Origin of the sequence: Gilliamella sp. B2969, from assembly GCF_026536195.1 — a bacterium.
Lineage (GTDB): Bacteria > Pseudomonadota > Gammaproteobacteria > Enterobacterales > Orbaceae > Gilliamella.
Map to the genome: position 1 here is coordinate 122,125 of NZ_JAFNOP010000005.1, position 20,808 is coordinate 142,932.

The following is a 20,808-nucleotide window of genomic DNA, read 5'->3' on the forward strand; positions in this document are numbered from 1 at the left end:
GGAAAGGATCACTTTCCCCAAGTTGACTCATAGATAGACAGACAGGATTATGAAAAAACATACTGAAATTGCTGTAGGTATTATACGTTCACAAGATTGTCAAATCTTTATCACTCAACGAGGTGAAGACTCGCATCTTGCTGGTTTTTGGGAGTTTCCAGGTGGAAAAGTCGAAGTTGCTGAAACACCTTTTCAAACTTTACAACGCGAGATCGCTGAAGAAGTCGACATCCATATTCATCATGCGCAATTCTTAAAAACAGTCCAGCATAGTTACGATGATCGCGATATTACTATCCATGCTTATTTAGTTGAAGAGTGGGATGGCGTACCTTTTGCCAAAGAAGGGCAACCGAGTCGTTGGATTGATCAAGAAGATCTCAATGCGGATGAATTTCCCGATGCTAATCGACCTATCATCGAAATGCTAAAAAATTTAGATAAACAAATTTAGCATATTCTTTTTAAGAATACCTTTTTATTCGTTTGGTTTTCAAGCGTATACCTTCCCCTATCCGCATAAAAAACATAATATTAACTCAAATATTGCTGTTTTAACTTTGTTTCAAAGCATAACTTATAATATACTGCTGTCCTTATTGATATTACTTATCAATAAGGACACTATTTTTAAAATATAAAAAAAGGAAATGAATACAATGAAAGAATATAAAGTCGTTATTTACCAAGAAGGTGCTTTATCCTCTTTACTTTTTGGTGCAGCGAATTCTAATGCTGAAAAATTCTCTGATTTTTTAAATCAAAATGCAAGACAAGGTTGGCGTGTGGTGACAATGGAAAAAGATATGAGACGCTTATTTCTACTTTGGAAACGCGAAGCCTATCTAATTGTGATGGAAAAAGATCGCATATAAATAACCAATATTCATACAGTTTAAAAAAACTGTATGAACAATAGAAATTGAGCTTAAGCTTACAACTGGTTAGTTTAGTTTTATTTGATTCAAGACAGTTGATGTCCAAAACTACAGGTCAATTTAAAGATAAAATATCACTCACTATTTATAATTTACATTTGACCTTTAAAATTAAACAGCAAAATCGATTATTTACACTGTAATCGTTGTTCGGCTAATGCCAAAAAAACAATACCAATAATAATACATAACGCGCCAAGTAAACGAGTGGTTGTAATTTGCTCATTAAAAGCCACGATCGAAACAAGCATTACCGTTACAACTTGTAAATGAGAAGCTGCAAAAGCCGGACCAACTGGTGCTTTTTTTAATAATATCATCCATGTCATAAAAGCACCTGTATAGCCTAAAATAACTAAATAAGCCCAACCATGACTAAAAATACGAATCAACCAATGAAAATTAGCCTCAAAGGGGAGTGCTGCTAATGCCGTTAATTTAAAGCTGGTTTGCCCAAAAGTATCGAAAAATAATAACAAAATAAAACCAATGATATAAAATTTTTTCATTAGGTTAGCCCTACTAAAATAACGCCAAAAGTAATAAAAAATATACCAATAAGACGAAAGGCTGTTAGATGCTCTTTAAATAAAACTCGTCCAGCAATCATAACGGTGATAATGTTAAACGATCCTAATAAAATACCTTGCGACAAAGGGACTTCACTTAAAAACGCCAGCCAAAAAATAAAGCCAACAAAATAGGTACCAAAACCTAACCAAAGCCAAAAATTACCAAACAATCTTTGCCAATAGTGTAAACCTTGTTGATGTTTTGACGTTATGGCGGCATATTTAAATGCAATTTGTCCAACAGTATCACAAAATAGATTAACTAACCAAAGTGTAATAATTAAGGCTGACACGGCTGACAAATTCCATGTATTTCAAGCACACTATGTTTTATTAAAAACTGACTTTGCAGTGCTAATAGCTTGAGCTGTGTTTCAATATCTTCTGAATGCTTTTCTATAATTTGTTTACATTTATCACAAATAAATAAAATTGAAATATGCTCGGGGTCATGAAAATGCGGGCATACAATGTAACTGTTAGATGATTCAACTTTGTGAATAAAACCTTGTTCGAGTAAAAACTCAAGTGCGCGATAAATTGTCGGTGGTTTTGCTTGCGGTTCACTCACTTTCAACAGATCTAACAAATCATATGCACTCATCGCTTTATTTGCTTTTAACATGATATGTAAAACGGTACGCCGCTGTGTTGTCAGTTTTATACCGCGTTTTTTGCATAACATTTCAATCTTTTCAATTAGCAGATTGTGCATTCGGTTTCCCTTCACTTTTGATTATTATTTATTACGTGCTGCTTTTTTTCGTCTTATCTCTTTAGGATCATTAATTAATGGACGATAAATTTCGATGCGATCACCATCATTAACTAACGTATTAAAATCACAGCGCTTACCGTAAATACCAACTAGATGCTCATCTAATGCAATTTGACATAGCGATAAGATATTGGATTTTGTTATTGCTTGCAATACATTAGTTTGTGCATCAACGTCTAAATCAATGACGGTTGCATTATTAGGTAAAGCATAAACAACTTGAATATTTATCATACTAATAAATCTGCCTTGCTCGTGTTGAAAATGCATTGACCATGTTAGTCATAACTTCTTTAAACACTGGGGTAAAAGCAATATCAAGTAGCTTATTTTTAAACTCAAAATCTAAACTAAAACTAATTTTACTGTGAGTATCATTCACTGGCGTAAATTGCCATTTACCAGACAGGTGTTTAAAAGGGCCTTGCAGTAACTTCATCTCAATTAAATGCGGCTCATTAATCTGATTGACAGTAGTAAAAGATTTTTTGAAGCCTAACTTTTCAACCTCAATAAAAGCCGTTAACCTATTATCTTGTTTGCTAATAATGCCAGTTGCGATACAATCAGGAACAAATTCTGGATAACGAGCAATATCATTAACCAACGCAAACATTTGCTCAATTGAATAGGGCTCGATAACTTCGTGAAAAACGTGTGCCATAAGAATAAAATAAAAAAATAAAAATATTGGCATATAGTATCACGTAACTCTATAATATCGCACATTATGACTAAGAAAAAATCACACAAGCCGGGTTCGGCAACGATTGCATTAAATAAACGCGCACGCCATGAGTACTTTATTGAAGAGGAAATTGAGGCGGGATTATCCCTACAAGGTTGGGAAGTAAAATCCCTGCGCGCAGGTAAAGCCAACATTAGTGATAGTTACGTTTTACTCAAAGATGGCGAAGCATGGTTATTTGGTGCAACAATTACGCCATTATCGGTTGCATCATCGCATGTAGTATGCGATCCGATGCGTACACGTAAATTGCTGCTTAATCAGCGTGAATTGAACTCTCTGTTCGGTCAAATAAACCGTCAAGGTTATACCGTTGTTGCCCTATCTTTATATTGGAAAAATGCTTGGGCTAAAGTAAAAATTGGTTTAGCCAAAGGTAAAAAAGAGTACGATAAACGTACTGACATTAAAGAACGCCAATGGCAGGTTGATAAAGCGCGAATTATGAAAAATGCCAACCGTTAAGAGTCTAGTTCATAAAAAAATTGCTAGGCTAACGGTGGCGAATAATTTTCGGCTCAATAAAAAAGGCATGATGTTTTAGTTCTTTAAAGTTAATCAGCCGATCGATGACCTCAACACAAGTATGTGCCATGGTTTGAAAATCTTGTGCAATGGCATCTGTTGGGTAATAACAGTAGTCAAGATAGATATTATAATCATAAGAGCATAAACAAATTTGATTAGGATCTATTTTGATTTCGACCAAATAACTCAGTACCTCTTGCAATAAATTGCAGGAAGGCGTAAAAATAGCCTTAGGTAACCGCCCTAATTTTTGATGAACACCTTTAATTAACTGATACCCTTTATTTTGACAATAGTCATCACTGACTAACCAATCGTGTTTGAACTTTAATCCCGCAGTTTTGAGCCCTTGCTTGAATCCTTCAAGTCTTGCATGAATCGAGGTTAGTTGTATATCACACCCAATAAAATAAAACTCTTTTAGTTGCTTAGCATAAGGAATTATCAAATCGGCAACTGACTTTACAGATTCACTGGTGATAAAAGGAAGTTTGGTATCTTTCAAATAACGATCGAAAAACAAAACGGGAGTCTTTTGGTTAATGCTTACATAAAAATCATCACTATCTAAAGATGTTACAACAATCATGGCATCAACGCAGCGTTCGACCAAATTTTGCGCCACTTTAATTTCGACCTCGGGATTATAATGACTACAAGTGATTAAGAGTTGAATATTTTTTTGTCTGAACGAGGCTTCTAGATGATGTAAAAACATCGAAAAAAATGAATTAGACATATCCGGCACAATAACGCCAATAGTATTAGTGCTATTCGCTTTAACTAAATATTGACGAATATGAGATTGATCACTGTATTGCTGAGCAATCGCTAATACTCGTTGCCGAGTTAAGGGCGAAATTCGATACTTTTTATCTCGTTTATTAAAAATATGACTGACGGTCGTTGCCGACACGCCAGCCAAACGAGCAATATCATTGATCTTTAATTTATTACTCGCCATAACCACATTACCTTATTTTTAGCGCGGAGTTCGCTGTTGTTTATTAGGGAACGCAGGATTGTGATTTGCCGATGGATTTTGATACCAATAAGCCACACTTGCGATATCATCACAACGTTCATACAATCTTATATCATCGTTACCAATCTGTTGAAAGGCTAACTTGATATTTTTGTGAAATGCCACCGGATCTGGTAAATGCCAACGATATAAGCCATGCATCGGCAAACCATCATCGCCAAAGCCATGTACAGGATTTGCATCGCCTGTCTGGAAAAAATCACGTGTTGCATCACGATTGGTTTGGTAAGGGTAACCCATAAACAGTGTTTGAAAACACTTCGCTTTTGGGCGTCCTTGGCTGTCGCGATTATGAAATGCCCAAGCGCCACCAAAATAGTCTTCAGAACCCGTTGAATGTTGTGTTGGATAGTCGCTATCATCATCAAGATAGAATTTAAACTCCCCTTCTCCCCACCAATAACGCTCTAGCGCCGTTAAGGCTAAGTAAGTCCCTACATAATAACCCTGTCCTTGCACATTATCCAAAATGACATAATCTTGGGCGTATTGAGTAATGCGTTGTCGGCGCCATTGCGCATGAAAATAAAGCGGCGCTTCAAATGGTTTTGGCATTAACGCATAGTTCACAGTAAAAAAGAAATGTTGCAAATCAGCCTCATGCTCATTTTCAATTTCAATGCGGGCTTTTTTATTAAATGGCATTCTAAAATAACAATTAAAGCCACCTGTTGGATTAACGACAATTGGCATTGAGTTGATGTCACATCTTGCACCAAAACCATTACAGAAAAAGTCACCAATTGGGCTTTCAACTGATGGTACGGCTTCATCATCCCAATAAATGCGTATCACCACATCGCGGAGTACAAAGCTTCCGCGATGTGTTCTATCAGTTAAAGTAAACCACATATGACGAATTTCAGCAGGACCCGTTATTTCGGCTATGGTCACCTTTTTACCAGCAGGGATTGAGATACAGCCTTGCCCTTTTCGACTCGGTCCTAAAGCACTGGCCTTCATACATGATTTGCCTTTTTCACCTGTCATATTTTCGGGCGAAATGGTTCTGGTTTGTTCAAAGTGAAACTGCGTAACTGAATTGAATATATTCATTTTGAATCCTTAATATGTTTTATTAAATATAATTTGTTTAGCCGAATTAAAAACGTGTTATGAATCTTAACTAGCTTACTTTTCTGATGATTTGAGCTTTTTGTCACGGCTTAAGAAAAGCATGGCAAAAATCATAAAACCTAACACGACTAGCCCTAAATTATTAAAGGTGGTTGCAGCGCCAGCAGTATCATAAACTTGCCCAACATAGGTAGAAAACAATATCACCCCAACCGAGCCTGCGACCTGATAACCAATTAAAAATACCGTTGCCGACAAGCGCGCATTAAAGTTGTTATCAATATATTTAAATACTGACACTAAAATGGTTGAAATTTCTAAACAGTGCATCAGTTTAATCACTGAAATAATGGCAATGCTCTCGACATGACCGGTTAAAAAGATTCGAGATGCTGAAATAAAAGCGGCAAAAATTAAGGCGTTTTTCGCACCAACACGGTTAACCACAAATGGCACACAAAACATCACGGCTGCTTCTAAAAATACTTGGAATGAATTTAATATGCCGTATAACCGATAACCATCATTCACATCAGTAAATTGCTGGGTAAAGTAAACCGGAAACAACTGTTGATCGTAAATATTATAAAGGCTATAAGTACCAAGCACATAAATCACAAATATCCAAAACTTTTTAAGCGCAAACACTGAAATAATCTCATTAAAACTTAACTTATCTTTCTTTTGAAAGACTGCTGCCGATGATTTACTTAAATCCGGTTTAAAATTCAGATTTAATATCATAAAGCAAACACCCACTACTGATGCCGCCCAAAAATTGAGATGAGGATTAATACTAATTAAGATGCCAGCAATAAATGTTCCTACAGCGTAAGCAATACAACCCCAAGTACGGCATTGTCCAAATTCAAAATCAAAAGCACGGCTGATTTTTTCACAATAGGAATCAATCAACCCCATACCAGCAACCCAACCAAAACCTAAAAAGAAGCTACCAAAAACGACACCAATATAAAAACTATGCCGTAATAGCGGTTCATAGACATAAATTAACGCGGGCGCAGCGCAAGTAATAATGATGCTTTGAAACCAAATTAAATGCTTTTTTAATACTAATTTATCTTGATAAACACCATAAATAATCATAATAATTAACGAGATAAAGTAATTAAACGAATAAATAATTCCGGTTTGTTTAGCCGTTAAACCAATCTCCTTACTTAGCCATATTGCATAAAAAGAAAAAACAAAACTCCCTGCTGCATAGTACATAAAGCTATAACATGAAGCGAACCAATAAGTTGGCTTTTGATAGAAGGTATTTGTCATAATTTATCCTTTAAAAAGTGAACAACTGAAATTGAGTATGAATAGCTAAAAATTTAGCTTTAAAAGGTTTATTAGATAAATGTGATCAACATCAAAGTTATTTTGTTGCCACAAACAAAATGAAATAAATCAGAGATAAAAATTAAAAGGATGACAAATGAAACACTAAAAATATTATGCCAATGACAATCTAACGATATAGCCAGTAACGTGACATATTTTTAGTATATTGATTTCGTTGCGCATTTTGATAAAAGCTCGTCATTTGCAACGGATTGTTAAATAACCTAAAACTATTTTACAAAATAGGATTAAGCATGCTTTTTCGGGATGTGATAGTTGTAAAGGATTTAAAACAAAAATAACGCATTCTCAGCCTTTAAAGTTCGCTTTGATGGATATAAATAATAGTGACTAGGTCTATTTAATGGTAACACTAACAAGTGACAAGTGAAGTAGCCTTAAAAGTACAATATTTACCTTAAACCTAGCCATTGATTGTTTGCACAAAAAAAGATTAGTTTGAAGGTAAGACTGATTAGCCAATTAACAGCATCATTCTGCAATATTTATCAACATTATATGTTGTTTTTATTTAAGATTGATAATAAACAACAGCCTTTTAATAAAATTACCCAGATTTGTTTTTGTTCTATTATTAGCAATAATATCTCTAAATAGTGATAAAACGTTTGATAAAATCGACAGATTCAAACCCGTAATAACATAAAAAATAATTAAAAATAACCGCATTCTCGCGGTTATTTTGATGAAAAACCATTAAGCATTAAGCGGCAATAATTTACCGTCTTGTTTAATAAATGATTGATTAACATGTACACCTGTACTGTTTTTGATACTGAGTGGCTCGCTAATGACATTATCAACAATAACATTGTTAAATAAAATGGTGTCGGCATTTTCAATAAAAAAGCCCTTACCCGCTTCGGGTTTGACATCTTTAAACATGTCAACTTCACCTGCTTGCGCATTAATTTGCATCGATACTCGAATATTATCAAACGAAATATTGGCTATTGGCGATTCAGGTATACCATATAAAAATCCAGCATAAGCACGTACATTTTTAGCAATAATATTAGAAAAACTAATATTATGACATGCAGGTGTTTGTTCATTAACCGGTAATGCTTTTTTATTCCAGACGATGGGATCATTACCTTTAGGGCCGCAATAGTAATAATAGTTCATCACAAATGCCGATAATACTTCGTCCATAATGATATTACTAAAGGTGATATCCGAAATAGTACCACCTCGACCACGACGGGTTTTAAACCTAACACCACGGTCGGTTTTTTGAAATACGCAGTTAGTAATGGTCACATTACGAATACACCCACTCATTTCACTCCCTAATACCACTGCACCATGCCCATGAATCATATTACAGTTAGTAATTAATATGTTTTCACAAGCGCTTTTATCAACCGTTTCTTCTGTACCTGCTTTAATTGCAATACAATCATCACCAACATCAATATAACAATTTGAAATTCTCACATTACGGCAAGATTCAGGATTGATACCATCCGTATTTGGTGAATCAGCTGGATTAAGAATCGAAATATTATCAACGACCACATTGTTTGACTCCATTGGGTGAACGGTCCAACTTGGTGATTGTGTTAAAAATAGTTTTTCAATCGTGATACGCTCGCAAAAATCAAATCCGATCAAATAAGGTCTAGGGTATTTAAGATTACTGCGATCGTTGCGAAAAGTATGCCACCATTTTTTGCCATTACCATCGATTTTTCCACCGCCGGTGATTGTTACGTTCTCAATATTATGACCATATATACATGGCATATATACATCTTGTTTTACCCCTTCCCAACGTGAATTGACCACGGGATAATCTTTAGCATCATCGGAAAACAATAACGTTGCACCTTGTTCAATCTCTAATGTTAGATTACTACAAAGTTTAATAGCTCCGGTAAAATAGGTGCCAACTGGAACAATTAAAGTTCCTCCACCTCGTTGTTCAATATGTTGTATCGACTTTGCAAAAGCTAAGGTATTTATTGTAGTACCATCACCAATTGCACCAAAATCTTTAACTGAAACAGTCGTCATTTTTTATCCTTTACGTGTTACTTTGTGAACTATCCACTAATCGTGTAGCGGACAGTTCACGATATATGGCTAAAATCAGGACTCGCATTACTGGCTAATCCTAGCCATTTATTCAATGAATGTTATTTTGCTTGGGTATTTTTTGATTTAAAACCAATGTTGTTATTGCCAAAGCAATTTTCATAAGCAATCCCTGATAATTCTTCAACAACTTTTTTAGTTTCTGGCGTAACATCAGCCATTTTTCCCCCTTCGCGAATACGAGCAACTTCATTAATAATGATTGAATGCGTTGCATGATCAAGCTTCATTCTCCAAGCGAAGAAAGCACCAATAAGTGCCATTCCAACAACACCATATAAAATAATGCCATTAATAGCATCAATTGCACTTTGTGGCTGAACATGAGATTTTGATTCAAAACCATATGCACTTAAAATAATACCAAGTACAAATACAATTGAAGCGCGAACTAATTTACCCGCCATAGTCATTGCACCAGCATAAACCCCTTCACGACGTCGATTAGTTACCACTTCATCAACATCAGCCAAAAATACGTAGACACTCCAGGGAATGTAATATACGCCCCCCGTACCTAGACCAAACCAAATGGTAATACCCACAACAATCCAAGTGATATTTGGCAAGTTAAGATAATAAATACCGACATAACCAATCATCGATGAAATTACAATGAGTAATGCAATAATAAACGGTTTTTTAAAGCCTTTTTTAGCACAATACATCATAAAAAAGGCTGTCGAAACTAGCTGGCAAATACTGCTTAACGAGTTCATTGAAGCGACAAATGAGCGAGGTTCACCTAAACTAAACACAATGAAATAGGTAAATACGGCGGTAAATAACCATTCAGCACCAAACCCAAATAGATACATGCCTAAATGCGTTCTAAACGTTTTAATACGAAATGTTGATAAGATGTCGATAATAAGCTTTTTAATAGCTTCAAAAAAGCTATGTACAGATTCATCTTTTACTTCTTCTTTAGGTTTTTCCCAACTATTACAATACAGTAAAATCAACGCGACGATCATAATCGCTGCGTAAGTGATCCCCGTTAATAAGAAAGGCGTTGCTGAATCTTTACTATAATAGTAAAAATAGATGCCAGGTATGGCAGCACCTAAAAAGTTAGCTACTTTACCAAACATTGCTTTTGAACCAGTCAAATAAGTACGCTGTGAAAAGTTAGATGTCATTTCAACTGGTAAGGTATTAAATGGGATCATAATGCTGGTATAGATGATTTCAAATAAGATGTAAGTTATTAAGTAATACCAAAACCCCATACCATCAATCCATAACATTGGATAGATGAGCATTAAAGGTATGCCAATTAAAATAAAGAATCGGCGGCGCCCAAAACGTTGTCCTATTTTTGTTTGGTAAAAGTTGTCAGTAATAAACCCCATTAATGGATTAAGAATGACATCCAAGTAAGTTGCAATAGAAAAAATTAATGCTGCTTGAACGACACTTAAGCCACAAAAAGTGGTATAAAAATAAAGCAGCCAAGCCCCACTAATTGCTAAAGCGCCACTGCCAATTAAATTACCACTTCCATACGAGAATCTTACTAACCATGTGATTTTTCTCTCTTTTTTATTCGTCATGAATGATACCTATATAATTTATAAAAAAAACGGGCCCCTAGCATTAAGTCCGCAAGGACTTAACGACATGATTTATTTTTGAATAAAAATTTAGTCTTAGAGGGTTACGCCACTTTTAAGGATGGCTAAATTTTTGAAATTATTTTTTTCATTACAAGTTTGTTGTCCATTAGCTACCTGCACTATGTAATCAATAAATTCTGTTAACACTGTTTTCATTGAAATGCCTTGAATTAATTTTCCGGCATTAAAATCAATCCAATTCACCTTCTTCTCTGCCAATTGTGTATTGGTTGCAATTTTGACGGTTGGCACAATGCCACCATAAGGCGTTCCTCGACCAGTGGTAAATAACACCATGTGACAACCAGCTGCGGATAAAGCGCCAGTGGCAACAGCATCGTTCCCTGGAGCACTGAGTAAATTCAAACCATGCTTAGTTAACATTTGTCCATACTTAAGCACATCAATCACTTTACTGCCCCCTGCTTTTTGGGTACAACCCAGTGATTTTTCTTCTAACGTGGTAATGCCACCGGCTTTATTCCCTGGCGAAGGGTTTTCGTAGATAGGTTGATTATTCGAAATAAAATATTGTTTAAAATCATTAATCATCTGAACTGTTTTATCGAAAGTCGATTCATCAATGCAATGCGACATTAAAATATTTTCAGCACCAAACATTTCTGGCACCTCAGTGAGCACACTAGTCCCACCATGTTCAATCACATAATCAGAAAAAAGACCTAGCATCGGGTTTGCGGTAATACCTGAAAAACCATCCGATCCACCGCACTCTAACCCAAATTTTAATTCACTCAAACGACCGGCTTCACGCTTATCGTTTTTCATGACAGCGTAAAGTTCTCTTAAATGAACCAATGCGGCTTCGATTTCATCTTCTTCTTGCTGAGCAATAAGAAACCGTACTCGTGACGCATCATAGTCACCCAAATCGGCTTTGAACGCCGAAATCTGATTATTTTCACAACCTAATCCAATAACCAGTACAGCACCTGCATTAGGATGTTTGACTAAATCTTGTAAAATAATTTTAGTATTTTTATGGTCTTGCCCGAGTTGCGAACACCCATAAGGATGTTCAAGAACGGTAATCCCATCAATTTCTAATTGATTATTTAATTCTGCACAAAATTGTTTAACAATTTGCTGAGCAATACCATTAATACAAGTTACAGTCGGAATAATCCATAATTCATTACGAATACCAACCTCACCATTTTTACGACGATAAATATTGATTTCTTTATCTGGTATGGCATGTAAAGAGTCATTATTTGCTATCTGAGGATGATATTTATAATCATCAATATCACTTAAATTAGTTTTTAAATTGTGTGAATGAATATGCTCACCGGCTTTAATTGCACAAGTTGCATGGCCTATCGGCAAACCATATTTAATGATATTGTCACCTTGTGCTATATCTTGAAGGGCAAATTTATGCCCTTGTTTGACTGGTTGTTTTAAATCAATGGTATGACCATCAACAATAACATTTTCTTCATGTGCTTCTAAATCAGATAACGCCACCGCAACATTATCTTTATTATTTATTTTTATAAATTTAATCATTACATCGCTCATTTTATTTGCTACTCACAACGCATTTTTCAATTGCTTGACGCATACCATCTTGGGTAATGACCGTTAAATATTGCGTTATGGTTTGTGCTAATTGCGGAATAGTTAATAAATCGTGTTCCCAATGGGCTTTATCGCTTAATATCGTGTGTACAAGTTGATCTATAGTTTGTTTACCTTCGGCTACATTTGCCCAACCGTTGTGAAAACGCGCCAACCAAGTAGCATCATCTTGTAATGGATAGGTTTGGTTGTTTCTCACCCCACGATAAAAAGCCATCAATGCGGCAAATGCGAAAACTAAATGGGTTGGTAAAACACCTTTTTCTTTTTGATAAGCGATTAATTGTGGAAGAATACGCGTTTTAAATTTAGTCATGCTATTTAAAGCTATCGACATTAATTGATGTTCAATAAATGGGTTTTTAAAACGGCTAATCACAGACTGGGCAAAATCCACTAATTCTTGATGTGGTAAATCTAAAACAGGGATAATTTCATCAAAAATAGTCTCTTTAATATAAGATAAGATTTGTGGATCATTCATTGCTTCACCAACTGTATCAATCCCAGATAGATAAGCAACTGGCACTAAAGCTGTATGGGCACCATTTAAAATAGCGACTTTTCGCTCTTTATACGGCTTAATATCATCCACAATTTTGATATTCATATTGCATTTATCAAGGCATAATTTTTGAGCTAACCATTGCGGTCCTTGAATAACAAAAAGATAGAAATATTCAGCAGAATCGATAAAATTGTCTTTATAACCTAGTTCAGCTTCAAGCTCAGCAATTTGTGCTTTTGGGTAACCCGGTACAATTCTATCGACAAGTGTAGAACAGAATACATTGTCATTTTCGATCCATGCAATAAACTTGTCAGACAGGTTCCATTGTTTAGCATACTTTAATACAAGTTTTTTAAGCGCATCACCATTGTAATCAATCAGTTCACACGGAATAATAATTAAACCACTCGCTTTACTGCCCGCAAAGTGAGTAAATCTTTCATATAAAAAAGCGGTTAATTTAGCTGGATAGCTAGCCGCAGGGCGATCGGTTAATTTATCCCCCTCAACGTAACTAATGCCGGCTTCTGTTGTATTCGAAAAAATAAATTGGATATTGGGATCTTTTGCTAATTCAAGATATTCATCGTATTGAGTATAGACATTTATCTCATTATTCACTGAGCGAATCATTCTAAACTCTTTTACTGCTTCGTTTTTTTCGTTTAAGCCACGAATCAATGTGGTGTATAAGCCATCTTGAATACTTAATGAAGGTGGAAAATCAGTATTTAGTGGACGAACAATGACTACGCCCGCATCAAGATCTGTTTTTTCATTTAAGATATCTAATTGCCAATCTAAAAAAGCACGTAAAAAATTACCTTCGCCAAATTGAACAACACGTGTCGTATATTTTGCACCTGGAAAATCATTTCTGTTTAATGTTTTCATTACTCTAACTCTTCTTTAATTAATCTAATTACAACGACTTAATGCTTTTTAGCTTAGTTCAATACCAAAATAGTTTTTCGCATTGTCAAAACTGATATTTTTAACCATTTGACCTAATAATTCGATGTCGCGTGGTGCTTCACCATCTTCTACCCAACGCCCCACCATTCGGCATAAAATACGTCTAAAATATTCATGACGAGTATACGAAAGGAAGCTACGACTATCGGTTAACATACCCACAAAACGGCTTAATAAGCCGAGCTGAGCAAGTTGTGTCATTTGGCGAATCATGCCGTCTTTTTGATCATTGAACCACCAGCCTGAACCAAATTGCATTTTGCCGCGAACACCTTCACCTTGGAAATTACCTATCATGGTGCCTACAATTTCGTTATCAGACGGGTTTAAACAATAGAGTATTGTTTTAGGTAGTGCATTTTGCTTAGCTTGCGCATCTAATAATCGAGAAAGCGGTTGCGCTATAGGTGAATCATTAATAGAATCAAAACCGACATCTGGCCCCATTAACTTAAACATTTTTGAGTTGTTATTCCGTAACGCACCAATGTGGTACTGTTGCACCCATTCACGTTTGTTATACTCACTACCTAAAAAGATTATGACTGCAGTTTTGAATTGTGCTGTTTCTTTGGTACTTAACATTGCACCTGTTAATCGTTTAGCTAAGATGGCATCTAACTCTTTTTCACTCGCTTCTTCATAAACAACTACATCTAATGCATGATCCGAAACTTTACATCCATGCGCAGCAAAATAATCCATACGTTTTGATAATGCTTGGCAAAGTTGTTGGAAATTAGTAATAGCCACATCAGCGACAGCAGATAATTTTTCGATATAAGCTACAAAAAACTCTGAATCAATATTAAATGCTTTATCTGGGCGCCAACTTGGTAACACTTTAATATCAAATGAACTATCTTGGGCAATGGTTTTATGGTGGATTAAATCATCAATAGGATCATCGGTTGTCCCTACCATTTTGACATTCATTTTTTTCATAATGCTACGTGCAGAAAACGCTTTAGTTTCGAGCATTACATTGCATTTGTTCCAAATAGTTTCAGCCGTTGATGGCGACAATAAAATATTATCTATTCCAAATGGTCGGCGTAATTCTAAGTGAGTCCAATGATATAAAGGATTACCAATAGTATGGGGCACAGTTTCAGCCCATGCTTTGAATTTTTCGAAATCACTGACATCTGTTCCTGTACAGAATTTTTCAGCAACACCATTAGTACGCATAGCGCGCCATTTATAATGATCACCTTTAAGCCAGATGTCATATAAGTTTTTAAACTGATAATCTTTTGCAATTTGTTCCGGTGGTAAATGGCAGTGATAGTCAAAAATGGGTTGATCAGCTGCATAGTCATGATAAAGCTGACGAGAAAACTCGGTATCTAGTAAAAAATTTTCAGTTAAAAAACTCATTTTATTCTCCCAATAATAATTAAGTATCTGATGACATTAAATCGTGTGTAATCAGATCAATTTATTCGTTATATTTGTTGATAGTGCCTTTAAAATTTGTCCAAACTGCAACAGTGGCTAAAAAATAAAGTTAACTTAAAATAACTAATGGCTTAATAAAGCCAATGTTATTGGCTAGCGCACCAACAATTAAAGCAAAAATAGTACTAGCATGAAGCCAAACTGCTATATTGGTAAATCCGTTCACGGTTGGATAATGATTTAATAAGCCCAATACACAGCAACAACATAACAATAGTGTTGCGTTGTCATATCCATCACTGCTTTTAAAACAGGTATGCCAACAGCTATCAAATTACGTGTTAGATGACCAAGTATTATTCTTATCGTTATTAAAGTGATCACATATCAACGCAGATTGTTATTGTTTTATACTTTTCACCACGCCCAATATAATAATGCACGGCATAATAACATGTCTGATAACTTAAAAAGTTGACATATATCACATAATTTAAACATAAAAATATCTGATAGGATTTTTATTTGTCTGCCAACATTGATGATTGATGTTCTATGTGAAAAAAATGAAACAATCTTATTTAACTCCAAGCAATTAGATGTTATTTTAAGGCGATGATTAATTAAGGAGCTATATCAAAGTCATCATGGCCCAAGAACAAAACGAATATCAAAGGCTTTACCAAATTATCGCAACCGAATTAAAAAACCGCATAATTAAAGGTATTTACCCAGTAGGTAGCAAATTACCTTCGGAAAGATTAATTTGTGAAGAGCTAAAAGTGAGCCGTTCAGTAGTTAGAGAAGCTATTATAATGCTGGAAGTTGAAGGGTTTGTTGATGCTCGAAAAGGGTCAGGTATTCATGTTATAGCTAACAGTATGCAATCTAATCCTATTGATTCTCCTGTGGGTTTAAATTTTGCAACAACAGGACCATTTGAATTACTGCAAGCGCGTCAACTTATTGAAAGCAATATTGCAGAATTTGCTGCCACACAGATCACCAAAGATGATATCGTCAATTTATTAGAAATTCAGCATAATGCTAAAAAAGAAGATCATTATCGTGATTCTAATTGGGATTTAAAATTCCATACCCAAATTGCCATGATAACGCGTAACACGGCACTGATAACCATTGTGCAAGAGGCATGGCAACAAAGAACTTTAAATCCTTTATGGAAAAAGCTTCACGAACATGTCAAACAACAGGACATTGAAAGTTGGTGGGAAGAGCACGATAAAATTCTAGAAGCGTTAATCAATCGCGATCCTAAAGCGGCTAAATTAGCTATGTGGCAACATTTAGAAAACACGAAAAAGATGCTATTTGACGCGGCAAGTGAGGATTTTGAAACTAAACGTGACCACTATTTATTTTCCGATAATCCTGTTGTGAGTATTAATGAAGAAGATTATGAATAATCTTCTTCATTAATGTTCAAAATAATTATTAATGTCAATTCAATCAAATATATATAGTAACAAGCGGGTGCCTTTCGCCAGCTTGTTATCTGTTATTATGTTTTATTACTCTAGATAATTATCGTTGGTCATCAATGGTGACACCAGCAGGTGGAGTAAACTGAAACTTTTCTAATGAAACCTTGCCAAGTGTTTGACGCGACAAATCATAAAAACTGCGCTGTCCATCTTCTTCAATAATCGTAAAACTAGAAATCATGCCTGTTGGTAACACCGAGATAACAAAGTCTTGATTGGTCCCATCTGTTGGTTTTAATGTAAATGAGTCTTGCTTTCGTGTGACATTATACGCATTCCAAATAGGATTATGGCTATCTGTAATAAGTAACATTAATCGGTTATCGACAGCCTTTTTTAAATCCATCACACTTACTTGCTGAACCGCTGGCGTATAGACCCACATATTTTTTCCATCTGAAATAATAGATGTTTCATCTGGTTCATTCATTGTCCAATTAAAGTAATAAGGTCTTGTTACCCACAAATCCCCTTTACCTTGTTGTACTACTTGATTATCAGCGGTTTTCACATCTTGAGAAAACCGCGCATAAAAGCCATCTATTTTGTCTAAACGTTGTTGCAGTACTTCTTTATCGCCTGCCCATGCCGATACACTAACCAACAACCCTATTAACACTAAAATCTTTTTCATGCCTAATCCTTTTATTTTTATTTGGCAATATTTAAATTAATTGTGAGATCAAAATTAATTTAAAATATTAACGTTTTTCAATTAGCTAAGAAAGATATTTTCTTTTATTTTTCACTTAACCAATAAGCAGTATATAATAGCTCCAATTTTATAAATTTGGATAAATATTTACTATGCCTAGCCTATCTTTTGAGTTTAGCACTGATGAATTTAAACCGTTAGCGGCTAGGATGCGCCCGCGGGATTTATCGGAGTATATCGGGCAATCTCAGTTACTTGGCGAAGATAAACCATTACCTAAAGCTATCAAAGCAGGCAATTTACACTCCATGATATTGTGGGGTCCACCAGGCACGGGAAAGACAACATTAGCCGAAATTATTGCTCATCATGCCAATGCCAAAGTTGAAAGAATATCTGCTGTAACGTCAGGTATTAAAGATATTCGAGAAGCGATTGAGCGTGCTAAAATTAATCAGCAAGCAGGGATTCGTACAATTTTATTTGTCGATGAAGTGCATCGTTTTAATAAAAGCCAGCAAGATGCTTTTTTACCTTATGTGGAAAATGGCACCGTCACTTTTATTGGTGCAACAACAGAAAATCCTTCATTTGAATTAAATTCCGCATTACTATCAAGAGCAAGAGTTTATTTGCTAAAATCCTTGACCAATAATGATATAGAGCTGATTTTACAACAAGCCATGGACGATCCTGAGCGCGGATATGGTAATCGAAATATTATTTTACCGGACGAAACTAAAAAACAGATTGCCGAATTTGTAGGTGGCGATGCTAGGCGCGCACTGAATACACTTGAATTATTAGTCGATATGTCTGATGGTCAGGCACTAACGCCAGAATTACTTAAAGAAGTGATAGGTGAAAGAAGTGCCAGATTCGATAATCAAGGTGATCGCTATTATGATCTTATTTCGGCCGTGCATAAATCGATTCGAGGCTCATCACCCGATGCAGCGCTTTATTGGTATGCAAGAATTATTACCGCCGGTGGCGATCCGCTTTATGTTGCTCGTCGATTATTAGCTATTGCCTCGGAAGATGTTGGTAATGCCGATCCAAGAGCCATGCAAGTGGCACTCGCCGCGTGGGATTGTTTTACGCGAGTTGGTCCGGCAGAAGGAGAACGCGCAATTGCACAAGCTATTGTTTACCTTGCTTGCGCACCAAAAAGTAATGCTGTTTATTCTGCATTTAACCAAGCGATGAAAGATGCAACATCAAAACCCGATTATGACGTTCCTGAACACCTACGCAATGCGCCAACGAATTTAATGAAAAAGTTAGGTTATGGTGCACAATATCGTTATGCGCATGACGAACCCAATGCCTTTGCTGCTGGCGAAAATTATTTTCCACCAGAAATGGCTAATAGCAAATACTATTATCCTACTGAACGTGGTGCTGAAAAAAATTATGCTGATAAACTTGCCTGGTTAGATGCACAAAATCAAGCTAGCCCAAATCAACGTTATAAAACTCAAAAAAAATAATCTTTTTAATCGAGTTTCGCTATTTTTAGTCAAACTATTCTTACCTTGCACCCTAAAATCCACCCCATAAAAAAGGTATTATTTATTAATTTCAATTTATTAATAGACAAATTTTATTGCTTTAGATATAATCCGCGCCGCTCGTTATTTTCGATTTACCAATATATTTTTACAGCAATAGATATAATAAAAGTAATATAAGGAATATAGCAGTGACCAGTTTAATGAATAAACAGCAGTTCAAAGTAATTTTCTTTTTCGTTCTTTTATTACCCTTTCCCCCACTAACCTATGCATTTTTAATCGCACAAACAGTTAAAACCATTCATGGCAGCCATCCATCTTTATCTTCAGACATCGAACAACATATCGATGATTTAGCACTATTTGGCTTAAACTTTGAGGGATTAGATTATTATGGCAATGAAGAAGTCGATAACATACCCCTGGTGCCAAGTTACCCATTTATCAATAAATTTAAAGTTGCAAATATTAAACAACCTGACAGCAACCAATATGTCGATCTAGATGGTGATCAGCTGGATTTTTTAAGCGCTGTTCATGATATTACAATGACTTGGTACTATACCAATGCGCAAAATAAATTAGTGCAATTCACACCCAAAACGACCGATACTTTTTGTTCATTAGCACAAAGTAAAATCGTGGGTCCCTATAAAGTTAAATTAGCGGCTGATTTGCTTCTATTTTCAAAATTTGGTGATCCCGATGCTAACGAATACCCCAACGAACTTATTTCTGCTCATCCTGCTAAAACTTATTCAATATTGAAAGAAGCAGGTGTGTGTTATGCAAAACCCGTATTATTACCTACAGCAGCAACCGCTAGTGCTGCCAATCAATGGGATAAAAAAAATGGATTTTTGACTCAGTCCGTTAGCGAATTTGACAAAAACTTTCCCACAACGGGTTTTTATGGCGCTCAATTTGATTTGTTACTTAATCAACAGGAACTTGCCAGCAATTATGATTGGAAAATTATCCAAGGTAGTGAGCTTGCAACTGTGAAGGTAAATCCAACTTCAAATAAGATTACCGTTGCATTTGATACTGATGAAGCTAAAGATACAGGTAAAGCTTGGCAATATGTTATCGGATCAGGTACGGGTTATAAAGTGCTTATTCAAGGTCACAATAAGACGACAAACTATAACCTTAACTATATGTTTACGTTAACTAAATGGTTTTCAGGCTATAATAAAGCCAATATTGGTATGCCGAAAGCGACAATAGATACCGCACCGAATATAGCCAAAGCATGTAAAACTTTAAATGGACATTATCGTATTAGCTACCCTGATGAAGTCAGTAATGCCACATCTAATGTCGTTGGTACTAGAGTCGTGTTTACTCGAGAAATTGGGACATTACTTGGTGAATGGGGCGATCCATCACAAACCGCTTACCCAAACTCTTGGGCCCCAGCAGCTACGCAATCAACGTTATACAAAAGAATTTGGTTGTACGACCCGAATAAAAAAGCTTATTGTGACTTACATACCTACAACGCCATATATCACTGTTCCGCTGAAACAGATAGAAAAGCGGGGATATGTACGGCTGTTGCTGAAAGTGATACAAATTGATATTCGTATCAAGACCCTCCTTTCTTTTTACCGCTAAACAAATAACTTTTTATATCAATACCCCCCCAATAGCATATTTTTATGTCGTGGGGCTTTTTTCTTAATTACACTAAATTATTAATTATATAACTATTTTTTAACATATTTTTGAATAATAACGTATCAATTTAAGGAATTAACGATCATTACGATCTTATTGATCGACTAAACCTATTATTTGAATTATAATTATCCCGGCTGATTTATTGAACATGATAAAAATTTATTAGCATTATTA

General features: G+C 35.4%; 20 protein-coding genes. 6 read left to right on the top strand and 14 right to left on the bottom strand.

Annotated elements, in window-relative coordinates; genetic code table 11:
- Window positions 1-49: 49 nt before the first annotated feature.
- Both mutT and J3U66_RS05965 read left to right on the top strand, forming a co-directional pair.
- Entirely contained in the window at window positions 50-454 is a 405-nt protein-coding gene (gene mutT / locus J3U66_RS05960; RefSeq protein WP_065633139.1) for an 8-oxo-dGTP diphosphatase MutT, read from the top strand.
- A 205-nt stretch (window positions 455-659) separates the two neighbouring features.
- Window positions 660-875: a DUF4177 domain-containing protein gene (locus tag J3U66_RS05965; RefSeq protein ID WP_065633138.1), complete on the top strand. Its 216-nt coding sequence runs from the start codon at window positions 660-662 to the stop codon at window positions 873-875.
- A 191-nt stretch (window positions 876-1,066) separates the two neighbouring features.
- Here the strand turns inward: J3U66_RS05965 and J3U66_RS05970 are convergent, their stop codons facing one another.
- Genes J3U66_RS05970 through J3U66_RS05990 form a run of 5 tightly spaced genes read right to left on the bottom strand, consistent with a single transcriptional unit; the run spans window position 1,067 to window position 2,985 of the window.
- The gene (locus J3U66_RS05970) at window positions 1,067-1,447 is read right to left on the bottom strand and encodes a DMT family transporter (RefSeq protein WP_267343652.1); all 381 of its coding nucleotides are present in this window, start codon (window positions 1,445-1,447) and stop codon (window positions 1,067-1,069) included.
- A complete protein-coding gene (locus tag J3U66_RS05975; protein ID WP_267333750.1) occupies window positions 1,447-1,803 on the bottom strand; it encodes an EamA family transporter in 357 nt (118 codons plus the stop codon). Before J3U66_RS05975 ends, J3U66_RS05970 begins: the two co-directional genes overlap by 1 nt.
- Window positions 1,791-2,225, bottom strand: a complete 435-nt coding sequence (gene zur / locus J3U66_RS05980) for a zinc uptake transcriptional repressor Zur (protein ID WP_065633135.1) — start codon at window positions 2,223-2,225, stop codon at window positions 1,791-1,793. Before zur ends, J3U66_RS05975 begins: the two co-directional genes overlap by 13 nt.
- A gap of 24 nt (window positions 2,226-2,249) precedes the next feature.
- On the bottom strand, window positions 2,250-2,522 hold the full coding sequence (locus J3U66_RS05985; protein WP_267333751.1) for an RnfH family protein: 273 nt from the start codon (window positions 2,520-2,522) through the stop codon (window positions 2,250-2,252).
- A 1-nt stretch (window position 2,523) separates the two neighbouring features.
- The gene (locus J3U66_RS05990) at window positions 2,524-2,985 is read right to left on the bottom strand and encodes a type II toxin-antitoxin system RatA family toxin (RefSeq protein ID WP_267333752.1); all 462 of its coding nucleotides are present in this window, start codon (window positions 2,983-2,985) and stop codon (window positions 2,524-2,526) included.
- Between the two features lie 33 nt (window positions 2,986-3,018).
- Between J3U66_RS05990 and smpB the strand changes: the two genes are divergently transcribed.
- Window positions 3,019-3,501, top strand: a complete 483-nt coding sequence (gene smpB / locus J3U66_RS05995) for an SsrA-binding protein SmpB (protein ID WP_065798905.1) — start codon at window positions 3,019-3,021, stop codon at window positions 3,499-3,501.
- A gap of 28 nt (window positions 3,502-3,529) precedes the next feature.
- On the opposite strand, the gene J3U66_RS06000 is transcribed toward smpB, so the two are convergent.
- The 8 genes from J3U66_RS06000 to uxaC all read right to left on the bottom strand — a co-directional run bounded on the left by J3U66_RS06000 (window position 3,530) and on the right by uxaC (window position 15,250).
- On the bottom strand, window positions 3,530-4,528 hold the full coding sequence (locus J3U66_RS06000; protein WP_267333753.1) for a substrate-binding domain-containing protein: 999 nt from the start codon (window positions 4,526-4,528) through the stop codon (window positions 3,530-3,532).
- A gap of 18 nt (window positions 4,529-4,546) precedes the next feature.
- The gene (locus J3U66_RS06005) at window positions 4,547-5,665 is read right to left on the bottom strand and encodes a glycoside hydrolase family 172 protein (RefSeq protein ID WP_267333754.1); all 1,119 of its coding nucleotides are present in this window, start codon (window positions 5,663-5,665) and stop codon (window positions 4,547-4,549) included.
- A gap of 75 nt (window positions 5,666-5,740) precedes the next feature.
- Window positions 5,741-6,976: an oligosaccharide MFS transporter gene (locus tag J3U66_RS06010; RefSeq protein ID WP_267333755.1), complete on the bottom strand. Its 1,236-nt coding sequence runs from the start codon at window positions 6,974-6,976 to the stop codon at window positions 5,741-5,743.
- Between the two features lie 780 nt (window positions 6,977-7,756).
- On the bottom strand, window positions 7,757-9,079 hold the full coding sequence (locus tag J3U66_RS06015) for a glycoside hydrolase family 28 protein (protein ID WP_267348364.1): 1,323 nt from the start codon (window positions 9,077-9,079) through the stop codon (window positions 7,757-7,759).
- A 122-nt stretch (window positions 9,080-9,201) separates the two neighbouring features.
- On the bottom strand, window positions 9,202-10,716 hold the full coding sequence (locus J3U66_RS06020; protein WP_267333757.1) for an MFS transporter: 1,515 nt from the start codon (window positions 10,714-10,716) through the stop codon (window positions 9,202-9,204).
- A 96-nt stretch (window positions 10,717-10,812) separates the two neighbouring features.
- Window positions 10,813-12,309: an altronate dehydratase family protein gene (locus tag J3U66_RS06025; protein WP_267348447.1), complete on the bottom strand. Its 1,497-nt coding sequence runs from the start codon at window positions 12,307-12,309 to the stop codon at window positions 10,813-10,815.
- 16 nt (window positions 12,310-12,325) lie between these two features.
- Entirely contained in the window at window positions 12,326-13,789 is a 1,464-nt protein-coding gene (locus J3U66_RS06030) for a tagaturonate reductase (protein WP_267348366.1), read from the bottom strand.
- Between the two features lie 48 nt (window positions 13,790-13,837).
- Window positions 13,838-15,250, bottom strand: a complete 1,413-nt coding sequence (gene uxaC / locus J3U66_RS06035; RefSeq protein WP_267333759.1) for a glucuronate isomerase — start codon at window positions 15,248-15,250, stop codon at window positions 13,838-13,840.
- A 668-nt stretch (window positions 15,251-15,918) separates the two neighbouring features.
- On the opposite strand from uxaC, the gene exuR reads away from it, so the two are divergent.
- The gene (gene exuR / locus J3U66_RS06040; protein WP_267348368.1) at window positions 15,919-16,698 is read left to right on the top strand and encodes a transcriptional regulator ExuR; all 780 of its coding nucleotides are present in this window, start codon (window positions 15,919-15,921) and stop codon (window positions 16,696-16,698) included.
- A gap of 118 nt (window positions 16,699-16,816) precedes the next feature.
- On the opposite strand, the gene lolA is transcribed toward exuR, so the two are convergent.
- Window positions 16,817-17,410: an outer membrane lipoprotein chaperone LolA gene (gene lolA / locus J3U66_RS06045; protein ID WP_065633124.1), complete on the bottom strand. Its 594-nt coding sequence runs from the start codon at window positions 17,408-17,410 to the stop codon at window positions 16,817-16,819.
- A 173-nt stretch (window positions 17,411-17,583) separates the two neighbouring features.
- Here lolA and J3U66_RS06050 point away from each other — a divergent pair, with 173 nt between their 5' ends.
- Window positions 17,584-18,924: a replication-associated recombination protein A gene (locus J3U66_RS06050; protein WP_267333761.1), complete on the top strand. Its 1,341-nt coding sequence runs from the start codon at window positions 17,584-17,586 to the stop codon at window positions 18,922-18,924.
- Between the two features lie 212 nt (window positions 18,925-19,136).
- A complete protein-coding gene (locus tag J3U66_RS06055) occupies window positions 19,137-20,531 on the top strand; it encodes a hypothetical protein (protein ID WP_267343663.1) in 1,395 nt (464 codons plus the stop codon).
- Window positions 20,532-20,808: the final 277 nt, after the last annotated feature.

Coding starts and splice junctions, on each gene's coding strand:
- mutT (WP_065633139.1), top strand. CDS start 50: ATGAAAAAACATACTGAAATTGCTGTAGGTATTATACGTTCACAAGAT.
- J3U66_RS05965 (WP_065633138.1), top strand. CDS start 660: ATGAAAGAATATAAAGTCGTTATTTACCAAGAAGGTGCTTTATCCTCT.
- J3U66_RS05970 (WP_267343652.1), bottom strand. CDS start 1,447: ATGAAAAAATTTTATATCATTGGTTTTATTTTGTTATTATTTTTCGAT.
- zur (WP_065633135.1), bottom strand. CDS start 2,225: ATGCACAATCTGCTAATTGAAAAGATTGAAATGTTATGCAAAAAACGC.
- J3U66_RS05985 (WP_267333751.1), bottom strand. CDS start 2,522: ATGATAAATATTCAAGTTGTTTATGCTTTACCTAATAATGCAACCGTC.
- J3U66_RS05990 (WP_267333752.1), bottom strand. CDS start 2,985: ATGCCAATATTTTTATTTTTTTATTTTATTCTTATGGCACACGTTTTT.
- smpB (WP_065798905.1), top strand. CDS start 3,019: ATGACTAAGAAAAAATCACACAAGCCGGGTTCGGCAACGATTGCATTA.
- J3U66_RS06000 (WP_267333753.1), bottom strand. CDS start 4,528: ATGGCGAGTAATAAATTAAAGATCAATGATATTGCTCGTTTGGCTGGC.
- J3U66_RS06005 (WP_267333754.1), bottom strand. CDS start 5,665: ATGAATATATTCAATTCAGTTACGCAGTTTCACTTTGAACAAACCAGA.
- J3U66_RS06010 (WP_267333755.1), bottom strand. CDS start 6,976: ATGACAAATACCTTCTATCAAAAGCCAACTTATTGGTTCGCTTCATGT.
- J3U66_RS06015 (WP_267348364.1), bottom strand. CDS start 9,079: ATGACGACTGTTTCAGTTAAAGATTTTGGTGCAATTGGTGATGGTACT.
- J3U66_RS06020 (WP_267333757.1), bottom strand. CDS start 10,716: ATGACGAATAAAAAAGAGAGAAAAATCACATGGTTAGTAAGATTCTCG.
- J3U66_RS06030 (WP_267348366.1), bottom strand. CDS start 13,789: ATGAAAACATTAAACAGAAATGATTTTCCAGGTGCAAAATATACGACA.
- uxaC (WP_267333759.1), bottom strand. CDS start 15,250: ATGAGTTTTTTAACTGAAAATTTTTTACTAGATACCGAGTTTTCTCGT.
- exuR (WP_267348368.1), top strand. CDS start 15,919: ATGGCCCAAGAACAAAACGAATATCAAAGGCTTTACCAAATTATCGCA.
- lolA (WP_065633124.1), bottom strand. CDS start 17,410: ATGAAAAAGATTTTAGTGTTAATAGGGTTGTTGGTTAGTGTATCGGCA.
- J3U66_RS06050 (WP_267333761.1), top strand. CDS start 17,584: ATGCCTAGCCTATCTTTTGAGTTTAGCACTGATGAATTTAAACCGTTA.